The 13,436-nt window shown below is 46.7% G+C and carries 10 protein-coding genes; 6 read left to right on the top strand and 4 right to left on the bottom strand.

What is annotated here, in order from left to right; genetic code table 11:
• Positions 1-3 precede the first annotated feature (3 nt).
• Positions 4-2,391: a TonB-dependent receptor gene (locus tag HHL16_RS03355; RefSeq protein ID WP_169423728.1), complete on the bottom strand. Its 2,388-nt coding sequence runs from the start codon at positions 2,389-2,391 to the stop codon at positions 4-6.
• Between the two features lie 184 nt (positions 2,392-2,575).
• Here HHL16_RS03355 and HHL16_RS03360 point away from each other — a divergent pair, with 184 nt between their 5' ends.
• A complete protein-coding gene (locus HHL16_RS03360; RefSeq protein ID WP_240965756.1) occupies positions 2,576-3,481 on the top strand; it encodes an EamA family transporter in 906 nt (301 codons plus the stop codon).
• A gap of 259 nt (positions 3,482-3,740) precedes the next feature.
• Positions 3,741-5,990 (top strand): PAS domain S-box protein, encoded by a 2,250-nt coding sequence (locus HHL16_RS03365; RefSeq protein ID WP_169423729.1) that lies wholly within the window; start codon positions 3,741-3,743, stop codon positions 5,988-5,990.
• Positions 5,991-6,190: 200 nt separating this feature from the next.
• Here the strand turns inward: HHL16_RS03365 and HHL16_RS03370 are convergent, their stop codons facing one another.
• Positions 6,191-6,661, bottom strand: coding sequence for an acyl-CoA thioesterase (locus HHL16_RS03370; RefSeq protein ID WP_169423730.1), 471 nt, complete (start codon positions 6,659-6,661; stop codon positions 6,191-6,193).
• Between the two features lie 400 nt (positions 6,662-7,061).
• On the opposite strand from HHL16_RS03370, the gene HHL16_RS03375 reads away from it, so the two are divergent.
• The 3 genes from HHL16_RS03375 (at position 7,062) to HHL16_RS03385 (ending at position 10,517) form a co-directional block, all read left to right on the top strand.
• Positions 7,062-8,486, top strand: coding sequence for an MATE family efflux transporter (locus HHL16_RS03375; RefSeq protein ID WP_169423731.1), 1,425 nt, complete (start codon positions 7,062-7,064; stop codon positions 8,484-8,486).
• Between the two features lie 54 nt (positions 8,487-8,540).
• Positions 8,541-9,572: an AI-2E family transporter gene (locus HHL16_RS03380; protein WP_169423732.1), complete on the top strand. Its 1,032-nt coding sequence runs from the start codon at positions 8,541-8,543 to the stop codon at positions 9,570-9,572.
• A gap of 183 nt (positions 9,573-9,755) precedes the next feature.
• Positions 9,756-10,517: a murein L,D-transpeptidase catalytic domain family protein gene (locus HHL16_RS03385; RefSeq protein WP_240965758.1), complete on the top strand. Its 762-nt coding sequence runs from the start codon at positions 9,756-9,758 to the stop codon at positions 10,515-10,517.
• Positions 10,518-10,599: 82 nt separating this feature from the next.
• Here the strand turns inward: HHL16_RS03385 and HHL16_RS03390 are convergent, their stop codons facing one another.
• Both HHL16_RS03390 and rpoN read right to left on the bottom strand, forming a co-directional pair.
• A complete protein-coding gene (locus HHL16_RS03390; RefSeq protein ID WP_169423733.1) occupies positions 10,600-11,271 on the bottom strand; it encodes a hypothetical protein in 672 nt (223 codons plus the stop codon).
• A complete protein-coding gene (gene rpoN, locus HHL16_RS03395) occupies positions 11,271-12,761 on the bottom strand; it encodes an RNA polymerase factor sigma-54 (protein ID WP_169423734.1) in 1,491 nt (496 codons plus the stop codon). The genes HHL16_RS03390 and rpoN overlap by 1 nt, the downstream gene beginning before the upstream one ends.
• 129 nt (positions 12,762-12,890) lie before the next feature.
• Between rpoN and HHL16_RS03400 the strand changes: the two genes are divergently transcribed.
• Positions 12,891-13,436: a hypothetical protein gene (locus HHL16_RS03400; RefSeq protein WP_169423735.1), complete on the top strand. Its 546-nt coding sequence runs from the start codon at positions 12,891-12,893 to the stop codon at positions 13,434-13,436.

Consider the following 13,436-nt stretch of genomic DNA (forward strand, 5'->3'; position numbering starts at 1 on the left):
ATTTTAGAATTTGAAGTTCCAGGTAATGGAAGGAATGATCGATCCGAGAATGCTCAGACGTACTGCTTCTCTTTTTGCAGCATCATCTTCATTCTGTCTGAAATAGATGGTGTATGCGTTCTGACGTGCGTACACGTTGTAGATACCGAATACCCATTCCTGCTTCATGCGTTTGCCCTGGCGACCTTTCATGGTGGCAGCAATATCCAGTCTGTGATAAGCTGGCAATCTGAAATTATTACGTTTGCCGTCTGTGTTGTATGGGATGGGAATACCCTGGATATCCAATTTCACATTCGGATAGGTAGCTGGTGTACCGGAACCGTAGTTGAAGTTGGCGCTCACGCTCCATTTTGTATTGAGCTCGCGAGTTACTGCAAGGTTCAGTACGTGAGTGCGGTCGTAGCGGTTGAGGAACCAGTCGTTGTTGCTGATGCCTTCTGTTTTGCGGTAAGAACGGCTCCATGTGTAGTTGATCCATCCCTGCCATTTGCCGGTTTCTTTCTTCACTTCCAATTCAACACCATAAGATTTGCCTTTGCCTGTAAGAAGGTCTGCTTCTACCTGCGGGTTGAGATCGAGTCTGGAGTTGTCGATATAATCGAGCACATTCGACATTCTCTTGTAGAATACTTCCGCAGACAATTCCACATTGAGGAATTCGGGAACCGATACCACACCTACTGAAACCTGATCGGTTACAGACGGATTGATATTGTTGGTGCTGGGGAAATACAGATCCACCGGTGTTGGTGATGCTGTATTGCTCAGCAGGTGCATGAACTGCGAAGAGCGTGCATAACCAGCTTTGAGGTAAGTATTCTTTTTCAGTTCATAGCGGATAGAAACGCGTGGCTCCAGATAAGTCCAGTCTGCAACTTTCTTTTTCTTGCCGCTGCCGTCTCCCACTATTTCTTCGTAAGCAAGCGGTTTGCGTGTATTGGCAACTGTATCTCTGAAATGATAAACAGATGAGTTGCTGAGGTATGCGTAGTAGTTCATACGAACACCGGCCTGAACGGTGAGGGCTTTGCTAACCTTCCAGGTATCTTCGAGGTAGGCTGCTGCTTCTGCTCCGTATCTGCGAACAAGATTGATCTGTGCTTTGTTGCCATCGTCGTCCATGATTCCTTTTCCGGGGAAAAAGTTATACATGGTGAAAGACAAACCTGTTTTCAGCTGGTGCTTGCTGCTCACATACCAGGTAAGTGATGGCTTGATGCCATAAGTTTGAATATCTGATTTCCAGCTGTACGACTGCTGCTTGGTGTCTTTCGCTTCTGTATTGAACTTAAGGCTATAGTCGTATTTAGAATAGTACACGCTGGTATTGAGGAACAACTTGGGAGTAAAGAGGTGGTTCCAGCGAAGCGTGGTGGTCATATTACCCCAATCCATATTCGCTTGTTTGGTTCCGAATACATCTCTTCCGTAGTAGCCGCTGAGATAAAGGGTGTTCTTATCGTCGAGCTGCCAGTTGCCTTTTGCAGTAAGGTCGTAGAAGTAGAACTTGTTGTCGCGCTCTTCTTTTTTACGAGCAGGTTTGCTGAGGATGTCGATATACGATCTGCGGCCTGCAATGATGAATGATGATTTGTCTTTCTTTAATGGTCCTTCGATGCTGATGCGGCTGAAGATGCTGCTGATACCGCCATTCACCGACAACTTCTGGTTGTTACCGTCTTTCATGCGGATGTCGAGCACAGAAGAAGTTCTTCCGCCGAACTCCGAAGGGAATGCTCCTTTATATAAAGTAACATTCTTTACCGCATCGGGATTGAACACGGAGAAGAAGCCGAGCATGTGCGAAGAGTTGTATACCGGCGCTTCGTCCATAATGATGAGGTTCTCATCTACGTTACCGCCGCGCACGTTGAAACCATTGGCGCCTTCACCTACCGATGTGATACCGGGCAGTGTGAGCATGGCTTTCAGTACATCGGGCTCTCCCAGAAATGCCGGGATCTTTTTGATCTGTCCGATGCTCATCTGCTGAATGCCGAGTGCAACAGTATTGGTGCGGCGCAATCTTCTTTCGCCGGTTACCACTACTTCGTCCAGATTGCCAGCCGATGATTTCATCTGCAGATCAAGTGCCTGATTATCGTTAAGGTCTATTTCTTTTGTAATTACCGCGAAGCCTGCATAGGTGGTGGTTAAAGTGTATTTGCCTGCAGGCAGGGAGATGGAGAAGAATCCATATCCATTGGTTTGAACAGTGGCATTGCCAGGGTTTACATTGATAGTGGCATTGATCAGAACTTCACCATTGGATGCATCTTTCACATAGCCGCTGATGGTAAACTTCTTTGATGGTTGTGCAAAGCCGCCCAATACTGTGGTTAGCAGGATAAGTATAACCGAAAGTATCCGGATCGTCGAACGTATCATAAATTGATTGTTTAGGTGAATATGACAACGAACAATTGGTTTTCCCCTACACGGGGTCCCCTGTTTTGAAAAAATTAACAAATATCGTTCAGGGTGAGGTAAACGGGATGCAATCACTACTTAATATAACATAGGTCGTATTTTATTTACTTTTGCATCCCCTTAGCGAACTAAACTGAAGAAAATGACTATGGAAGTGACGATGAAAAATGATAAATCGAGAGCCCTGCTCTTGTTTTCCGCGGGTGTTGCGTTCGCATTTCTCTGGGCTTCGGCAGCCGCTGCTACCAAGCTTGGACTGAAATCCGCACAACCGTTCGTTATATGTGTGGCGCGATTTTTCCTCGCGGGTGTGATAATGCTCTTTATTTCGCATGGTATTCTGCGCAAGCGGCTCCCTTCAGGTAAAGAATGGAAACAGCTGGCCATCTATGGCTTTCTCAATATTGCCTTGTATCTCGGATTATATGTAGTGGCCATGCAGAATGTTTCTGCCGGATTGAGTTCCATGAGCATCGCCACCAATCCCGTACTGATCAGTTTAATCAGTGCGCTGCTGTTCAGGCAACGCATCAAAGCTGCCACCTGGATAAGTCTGCTGCTTTGTTCACTGGGTGTATTGATTGCAGCATACCCTTTATTGCAATCGAGTTTTGCCACTCCAACCGGATTGATCATTCTCTTCTGCAGCATGCTCAGCTATTCGATCGGTGTACTTTATTTTTCAAAACAACAATGGAATGATCTCGATGTAATCACCATCAACGGATGGCAGACCCTTCTTGGCGGTATTTTCATTCTTCCATTTGCTGCATTCACCTACGACTCTTCGCTGAATCATTTCGATCTGCGATTTACCGGTTCCATATTATGGTTAGCCATTCCCGTTTCGATTGTGGCCGTACAGATCTGGTTATTTCTGTTGCGCGATAACCCTGTAAAAGCATCGTTCTGGTTGTTTCTTTGTCCGGTGTTTGGGTATCTGATCGCCAATGTGGTGATGCAGGAACCCATCAGTGTTTATACAGTAACCGGTCTGGCCCTTGTTATTGGTGGACTTTATCTGGTACAACGGGCAAAGAAGGGATGATCTGGATATTACATATTAATAGTACCGTATATACTTTTTTTACATCTTTTTTATACCGGTAAGCTTCTACCATAATCACAATATTTTGGGTATATTTGGAAACAAGCTCTGATAGCAATTACTCCATACCAGCCCATCAGCTGAGACCTTTTTTTAAGCCCCGAACAATAGTTGTTCTGATTGTAGCATCAGGTTCCTGAACTAAATCGTGTGCTGTCTCTGGCAGCAGCTAATCATTATTATTAACTACCAATTAATCATGCGAACTGCGTTGATCAGCTCTGGCATTCCAGGGCAGGCCCGGCATTCATCGCGTACAGCCACTGCTGCGCAACAGCACCTGCTCGATCAGGCAGATAACCTGTTGGCATTGGTGGAGCATATAGAAGGTCTTGTATGGAGCATCGACCGCAATATGCGCTACGTGATTCTCAATGCGGCTCTCCGCAAAAAAATTCAGGAAGTGCTGGGCGTGGATGCCTCACCGGGAGACAGCATGATCGATCTGCTCGGCATGCTCGATCCTGCTAAAAAAGCCGAATGGGAAAGGATCTATCAGAATGCCTTTAAAGGCAAAGCCCATCGCATGATCCAGAAATTCATCCTTCAGAACAAACCTACTTTCTACGATATCTCCATCAATCCCATCAGAAAGGGAAATACGGTTATTGGTCTCAGTTGCTATGCACACGACGTAACCGAAAAGATCACCTACGATGCCCGCCTCAAAGCCAGTGAAGCACATTTCAGGGCATTGATCGAAAACAGCACAGACATTATTGTTGTACTGAATAAAGAAGGGCAGATCATTTACGGAAGCCCGTCTCTTCAGAATCACTTTGGCATCTCTCCCGAAGAATACCTGCATACCATCGGCTTCGAATATGTTCACGAAGATTACCGGAATGAGGCCATGCAGAAGTTTCAGGAAGTGATGAAGAAATACAACAAGCAGGTATTTCTCCGAACCAAAATAGTTCGCAACGATGGCGCTACCATTATTGTAGAAGGCGTTGCCACCAATCTGCTGAACAAAGATGAGATCAGTGGCATCGTATGCAATTTCAGAGATGTTACGGAAAGAATCGAAGCAGAAGAAGCCCAGAAAGCAATCGACCTCAAATTCAAAGCGCTGATCGAAAACAGTGCAGACCTCATTATGATGGCCAATGCTACCGGACAGTTCACTTATGGTTCTCCTTCCGTGAAGAAGTTGCTCGGATATGCTTCAAAGGATTACATCAATAAGCATGTGTTCACATTCATACATCCGGATAGCGTGCCCGATGCGCAGCAGCTCCTCGGAGGGCTGATGCAGAACCCCGGCAAATCGATGACCATCTACCTCACGCTGCTGCACAAGAACGGCAAGCCTGTTCAGGTGGAAGGCATTGCCAGCAATTTTCTGCATGTTCCCGGCATCGAAGCGCTGGTGGCCAATTTCAGAGATATCACCGAACGAAAGAAAGCGCAGAAACGCATTCTCGAATCGGAAAATCTGTATCGAAATCTGTTCAACAAAAGTCCGCTTCCCATCTGCGTTTGCGACGCAGACACGCTCGCTTTTCTCGAAGCGAATGAAGCAGCAGTAAAACATTATGGGTATTCGCGAAAAGAATTTCTGTCGATGACAGCTTTCAACATCGCTTCACCTGAAGATCATTCATCCCTGAAAACATTGTTGCAGTCTGGCAAAAAGCCCAGTGGCGACAGATTGCTGCGCAAGCATATCAGAAAGAACGGAGAGATCATGTATGCAGAAATCATCAGCCATGTTATTACGTATCGTGGCCGTGAAAGTTATATGATCCTCGCCAACGACATCACCGAGAAAGTGAAGCTGCGGCAAGATCTGGTGGAAGAAAAGATCCATCGTCAGAAGGAGATCATGAAAGCCAGTATCGATGCACAGGAAAAAGAACGGGAAGAGATCGGAAGAGAGATGCACGACAATGTAACGCAGATACTCACCACCGCAAGGCTCTGTCTCAGTCTGGTGGCAGATACCACCAATCCCGATCCGATGATCACGCGCAGCAGCGACATCATTGCCGTGGCTATCGAAGAGATCAGAAAACTATCCAAAGACCTTACACAAAGTTATCATCGCGAAGTAGGATTGCAGCTTTCGCTCGAAGATCTTACAGACAGCATCCGAACAGCCGGACAACTGCAGGTAGATTTCAAATTCAATATTGCCAACGAATACCAGATAGACGACAAACTGAAGATGACCATCTTCCGCATTGCACAGGAGCAACTGAACAATGTGCTGAAACATGCGAAAGCCAGGCGGGTAGCTATTTCGGTTACACAAGAGAGTGACAGCATCCTGCTGAGCATCGATGATGATGGCAAAGGCTTCAACGTGCGCGAAAAAAGGAATGGCATTGGTTTGCAGAACATCATCAACCGCGCCGACCTCTTCAATGGAAGAGTAAAAATAGAATCATCGCCAGGCAAAGGTTGCCAGATGAGCATTCATTTCAAATTACCTGAGCCGTTGTAACCAGCACCAGTCGGGCAGTTCCAATTCGTTTCGGAGTGCCCGGTCGCTCGCGTTTCGCGAGTAACTTATATTTCTTTGCCTCCGGCGAAGTATTGTGCCTCACGGCGCGGAGTCGCCAGAGGCGACCTTCATATTCCTCACTCGCCAGAGGCGAGCGAGGGCGGCTCCCGAAGTAAATGTAACAGGCCTTCAGACGCAGCTTAGGCAATGCTGCGCAGCTCTTTCACTCGCGCGCTCATCCCCGCTTCGATATTCACTTCCGTCATGCCCACTTTGGGAGCAAGTTCCATGAACTCAGGAGTATGATCTTTTCTCTTTCCGGTTTTCGGATCGATACAGGCGAAGCGGGTCCACAGGATGGCTTTGAGATTGGTCTCCGACTCGTCGAACATCAGCATTTCAACAATCAGCATATTCGATGTTAAACCAATAATGGTGGAAGTAATGCACACTTTCTCTGTGTAGAATGCCGGGCGCAAGTATTGAATCTCATGTTCTCTCACCACCCAGGTAATGCCCTGCTTCAGAAAATCAGGGAATAAGATGTTGAAGTTTTCTCTCAGATGATCTTCCCGCGCATTGATCATGTAATTGAGATAGCTGGCATTGTTCAGGTGCGCATTGGGATCACAGTCTGAGAACCGGATAATGTAATAACTCTTGAGTTCCATATGATGTGAGTTGACCATCGGGTGAATTTCCACTAACAGCCGGAGATTTCAGCTGTTCGTCCTTTTTCAGCGCCGAAGGGATGTCAAATAGTTTGATTATTGCATAAATGTAAGCATCGCAAAGCTGCATACATAACATCATTGTTCAATAAAAGATCGGTGAGCATAAAAAATTATCTGAGGTTACAGGCGAATGATTGGAGGCATCGATATGAAATGCTATTTTTGGCATACACACTCCAGTTTATGAAGTACTAACATCGTTCCGCTGCTTGTTGCTATAACATTCCCGGAACATTCCAATTACTGCACATTTTTTTCTGCCCCATTGCGGGTGGAATTTCCGTGACCTCATTTATTGATCCTGATTCACTCATTGTAAATTTTACAAGGAAACCTTATGTCGTTTGAAACCAACCAGACCACAACAACAGAGCTGCCTAAAAAACCGGGCATATTCGAAACCATAAAACATGCGCTCAGCAGCGAGAACAAAGATTTCACGCAGGGAAGCATCCGTAAAGGTGTGATACTGCTGGCCATTCCCATGATTCTTGAAATGGTGATGGAAAGCATTTTCGCACTGATAGACATTTATTTTGTCGGCCATATCGAAGGGCAGGAATCGCAGGCCGTGAGTACCGTGATGCTCACAGAATCTGTACTGATGGTACTCTATTCTGCAGCCATGGCGCTGAGCATGGGCGCCACGGCCATCGTAGCCCGCCGTGTTGGAGAGAAGAATATCGAAGCAGCTTCGCGAAGTGCCGCACAGGGTATCAACCTCGCATTGATCGTTGCAGCATTCATCAGCATACTCGGATCCATCTTCGCAGATGATGTGCTTCGCATGATGGGCGGATCGCAGGCCGTTATCGAAGTTGGCACTACCTACACCCGCATCATGTTCGGCGGATCGGTGGTGATCACTTTGCTGTTCCTGATCAATGGTGTATTCCGCGGAGCGGGCAATGCCAACATCGCACTATGGGTGCTGGTGATCGCCAACGGAAGCAATATCATTCTCTGTCCGCTGCTCATTCATTTCTTCGGATTGCCCGGCGCTGCCATTGCCACCACTACCGGCCGTGCAGTAGGCGTACTGATTCAATTGTATTTCCTCTTCAAATCGAAAAGCGGGTTACTGAAAATAAAACGATCCTACTTCAAAATCGACTGGGGCATTTTCAAATCAATCTACAGTCTCAGCTGGGTGGTGTTCGTGCAGTTTTTCATTGCATCTGCCAGCTGGATCTTCCTCAACAGAATCATCGCCAAATTCGGAGACGATGCCGTTGCCGGTTATGGTCTCGCCATCAGGGTGCTGATGTTCTTTTTGTTGCCTGCATGGGGACTGAGCAATGCAGCTGCCACACTGGTAGGGCAAAATCTCGGAGCCGGTCAACCTGAACGTGCGGAGAAATCTGTATGGACAACGGCGCTGTACAATGTTGTATACATGGCCATCGTATCGCTGGTATGCCTGGTATTTGCCGACCAGATCATCTACTTCATGAACGATAAGGAAAGCATGGGCGTATGGGGAAAGAAAGCGTTGCACATCATCAGCCTTGGTTATATCTTCTATGGCATCGGCATGGTAGTAACCAATTCGTTCAACGGAGCGGGCGATACCAAAACGCCGATGTTCATCAACCTCTTCGGATTCTGGGTATTTCAGATCCCCTTCGCATATGTGCTGTCGATAGTGCTGAATATGGGACCGAGTGGCGTTTTCATTGCCGTGGTAACGGCCGAAACCCTTATCAGCATTACTGGCGTGCTCTTATTCCGTAGAGGTAAATGGAAGCAGGTAAAGATATGATGAAGTCTGGCCTCATTTTTATTATGTACTTTAGTATCCACTAAAGGCAGGCGCATGAATTATTTATCCAACAATGTTGTGAGGCAGGTGCTCATTCTGCTGATGATCATCTTCCTCGGAGTTATCCTGTTTATTCATCTTGAATCATTTTTGCCTGCCTTTCTCGGCGCATATACCTTTTATGTATTGCTGCGCAAATGGATGTTTATTCTGGTGGATAAATACAAATGGAAGAAAGCGCTCGCGGCCGTTGTGCTGATGCTGATCTCCTTTATTGTGATCATGGGCCCCATACTGCTGCTGGTAAATATGATGAGTTCGAAAATATCGTTCGCCATCGAGCACTCCAATGAAATAATGACCAGCATCGAACGATACGTGAATCAGTATGAACAACGATTCAAGATCGAACTGATCACCGATGAGAATATCAAAAAAATGACACAATACAGCGCCGAGATATTGCCCAAGATACTCGGCGCTACTTTCAATACGCTCCTCACCATTGTGATGTTGTACTTCATCCTTTACTTCATGCTGGTGGAGAATCGCAGAATGGAATCGAGGTTCTACGACTGGGTTCCGCTCAAAGATGATAATGTAATCACCATCAGAAAAGAAATGAACGGCATGGTGTTCTCCAATGCCATCGGCATTCCGCTCATCGCCTTGTTCCAGGGCCTTGTGGCCTTGCTCGGATTCTTTTTGCTCGGCGTAAATGAACCCATGTTCTGGTTTGTGATTGTTTGCATCACAGCCATGCTTCCTGTGGTTGGTGCCGCACTGGCATATGTGCCGCTGGCATTGATCTTCTTCGCAGAAGGCCATGCCCTTAAGGGTGTATTTATGCTGATTTACGGATTCGGCATTATCGGAACAGTTGATAATGTTGCGCGATTCTGGCTGCAAAAGAAACTGGGCGATGTGCATCCGCTGATCACGGCCTTCGGGGTAATCATCGGCATTCCCATATTCGGGTTCATCGGATTGATATTCGGACCAATTCTTATTTCTCTCTTCCTTTTAATGATCAGGGTTTATGCCAGCGAATTCAATGATGGCGGGCGTAAAGCAAACGCTGGTTGACCATTGAATTTCAAAACGATACATATTAGGAGTACCGGTACGCGTACTTTTTAGCTGCATCTGCACAATAAATAATTACGTCAGGTGCGGGGCATTTTCGGGCGGATGTGATACTATTTTTCCACAATCCCCGTTTAAAATGCGGATCATACACGTACCTATAACCTTTGAAAACCCTAAGCCATGTATCGTCCTGTAAAATCCGTATCCATTAGCCTGGTGTCTGTTTTCTTATTGTCTCCGGTATTCATGACCGGTTCGTCCAGCAAAGCAGATTCCCCATCAGACAAGCTTATCATCTATCTCCCCAAAGATGTAGAACCTAAAGCTGCTGTACACGATCCTCTTACACAGGAAGCCACAGCCTTGTATGAATCGCTTCAACTAAAAAAATACGGATTGGCACGAAAGGCATTCGCTTATGCCTTCAAAGGATACACCAGTTTGCTTGAAAAAGGAAAGCTGGCAAAGGATGGCGTGCTGAGCATCTGCGATTTCAGCCAGAGCAGCAGAAGAAAGCGGTTATACGTACTCGATATGGAACAGCGGAAACTGCTGGTGAATACATATGTGGCACATGGCCGTCAATCGGGCGGAGAGTATGCGCGTTCTTTTTCCAATAGCCCTGAATCACATAAAAGCAGTCTCGGATTTTATGTAACACGTTCTACTTATTATGGAGAACACGGACTGGCCCTTAAGATACAGGGACTGGAGCGCGGATTCAACGATAAAGCAGAGTCACGCAATGTGGTGATCCATGGATCGCAGTACGTAGGCAAACAATTTATCAGCAATAACAAATTCAACGGAAGGAGTTTCGGATGCCCTGCATTACCCGCGAAAGAGGCGCCGACTGTTATTCAGCAGATCAAGAATGGCTCCTGCCTTTTCATTTACCACCCAACAAAGAATTATATAACCCAGTCGAGGTTGTTGAATTGACTTAGCGTGGACATAAACTTCAGATGGTTTGATGGCAACAGAGCTCAATGTAGGTTCGTACCCTATGATTGGGCTTTTGTTTTTATAACCAGGTAGCCACCAGCTGACAAAGCATTCCCACCAGAAAGCCGGAATAAATATCGCGCTGCGTATGATCACTCACAATGAAACGCGCAGTGCAAACCAATCCTGCGATGATCAGTGCAACAGCGAAATACAATGCGGTGCCTTCACGCATACCGGTGGTGAGCAAATAGAAGAACATCACCAATCCGCCAACGCCTGTTGCGTGCATGCTGATCTTATAACGAATGTTGAACATCCAGGCAGCACAAACTGCCAGAAAACTTCCCAGCAAAAACTTCACGTAGTAAACAGGGATATCCTGAAGATTGTGGTATACGTACCAGATCCAGAAGTAAAAGGTGATAGCTGCCACATAAGGAATGATCCTTTCTTTTTGTGTACGCAGCTGAAAGCTCTGCACAAATCCGAGCGCACGCATCAGCAGCACAGCAAATGCAGGCAGAAAGCCCGTGCTGAAGAACACACTCACCAGCGTGAACACTTTCTGCTTCTCTCCCATCCCGGCAAAAGCATAGGGATGAATGAACAACAGAAAAGCCGTTACATATGTAGAAATAAACAAGGGATGAAATACATAACTCAGCAGATGCGCTCCAAATCTTACAGGTGCAGCAAACTGCTGTGAAGTATTGAGTTCAGTATGTTGTGCGGTGATATTGTTCTCCATTATAATTCTTTTCGCAGCCTCGCAACAGGGATATTCAATTGCTCCCGGTACTTGGCTACCGTTCTGCGTGCAATATTATATCCTTTTTCCTGGAGCATCTCGGTTAACTTTTCGTCGCTCAGCGGTTTTTTCTTGCTTTCGCCTTCGATCATGTCGCTGAGGATCTTTTTCACCTCGCGTGTGCTCACTTCTTCGCCGCTTTCGGTACTGAGACTTTCGCTGAAGAAGAATTTGAGACGATAGGTTCCGAACTCCGTCTGAACAAATTTGCTGTTGGCTACGCGGCTAACGGTAGAAATGTCGAGCATGGTGCGTTCAGCAATATCTTTCAGGATCATGGGTTTGAGGCTGGTTTCATCACCCGTCATGAAGAAATCGTGCTGATATTCCATGATGGTGCCCATTACACTGGTAAGCGTATGCTGGCGTTGCTTGATGGCATCGATGAACCATTTGGCTGCATCGATCTTTTGCTTGATGAAGAGAACGGCTTCTTTCTGACGTTTGTCTTTTTTACTGGCTTTGTCGTATTCGCGCAGCATATCGCGATAGCCTTCGCTGATGCGGAGGTCTGGTGCGTTCTTGGAATTGAGTGTCAGCTCCAGCTTTCCGCCATTGTTGTAAACGAAGAAGTCGGGTATCACATAGCTTTCAGCCTTGTTGATATTCTCGTGATTGCCACCGGGCTTGGGGGTGAGGCGGATGATTTGTCCGATCACTTCTTTGAGGCCTTCGTCGTTGATGCCGATGCCACGCTGGATCTTGTCGTAATGTTTTTTGGTGAATTCATCGAAGTAGTCGGTGAGCACGTCGATGGCTTTTTCTACTTCCTTGCCTTCGGCTTTCTGACGCTGGAGTTGCAGCAGCAGACATTCCTGCAGATCGCGGGCGGCAACGCCTGCGGGGTCGAAACTCTGTATCAGTTTGATCACAGACTCCACTTCAGCTTCGGAGCTGTCGATATTCTGGCGGAAGGCCAGGTCGTCGACAATGGAGGCGGAATCGCGGCGCAGGTAACCATCATCATCGATACTTCCTACGATCTGTTCAGCGATGCGTTTTGTGCGATCGTCGAGTTTGAGCATACCGAGCTGCTCCAGCAAAAATTCGTGGAAGGATGTTTCGATGCGATAGGGAACAACTTTATTGTCGTCGATCTCAGGATAGTTGTCGTCGCGGAGTTTGTAATCTGCGATGTCGCCATCTTCATCACCCACATATTCGCTGATATCGATATTGTCGTATTCTTCCTCACTGCCATCCGGCTCATATTCTTCGTCCCCTTTATCTTCAAATTCGTCTTTCAGATCGTTATCGAACTGATCGTCGTGATCTTCATCGGACTGTTCGAGGGCGGGGTTTTCTTCGAGCTCTTCTTTTATTCTTTCTTCGAGATTGGCAGTAGGCACCTGCAGCAGTTTCATCAGTTGAATCTGCTGAGGAGAAAGTTTTTGTAATAGTTTCTGTTGTAAACTCTGACTCAGTGCCATGTGCGTCTTAGGGATTTAGTTCGCTATCTCCCAAAATTTTGGAAAATTTCGCGGTTCCACAAAAATCAGGCCGTAAATTTACTTACAAATGTAATGCAGCCGATGAAACGATATTATAAAATTATGGTTATGCCGGCAATTTTCGTTCAAATGCTTGCCTGTATTGGATTGCAGGCGCAAAATAATTTTGGGAGGCATGTTGGTAAAACCAATGGCGGGACCATGATTTTGTTCGACGCATCTAAGGTTAAATCCGTATCGCTGGTAAAGTCAACCGCTGATTTTCAGGAAGGTATGCAAATGGTCAGGGGTTTCAATGAAGCCGCGACGTGCCTGTTGCTTAGCGGGCGCCCGGTCGCTCGCGTCGCCGCGAGTGACTTATATTTGGTCGGCTCCCGGCGACCCAACACGCTGCTGAACTCAGAAACCTGGGGTGAACGTAGGCCGCTGCTGCTCTCCGGAGGCGAGGAAATAGCCGTCACTCGCGAGACGCGAGCGACTGAGAGCTCCCGAAGTATGTCCGGGAATTTGGGTACAGCTGTGAGACCCGATTACTATTCTTCACACTTAGGCTTCTTCTGCCGTAAAGAATTGCAAATAGAAAAAGCGACCAGCATTCCCTTCCGTTTCCGGCTGGGATCACTGGCCGCCTGCAATGCTATCGAAGGAAAATAA

Source organism: Pseudoflavitalea sp. G-6-1-2 (assembly GCF_012927185.1).
Classification (GTDB): Bacteria; Bacteroidota; Bacteroidia; order Chitinophagales; family Chitinophagaceae; genus Pseudobacter.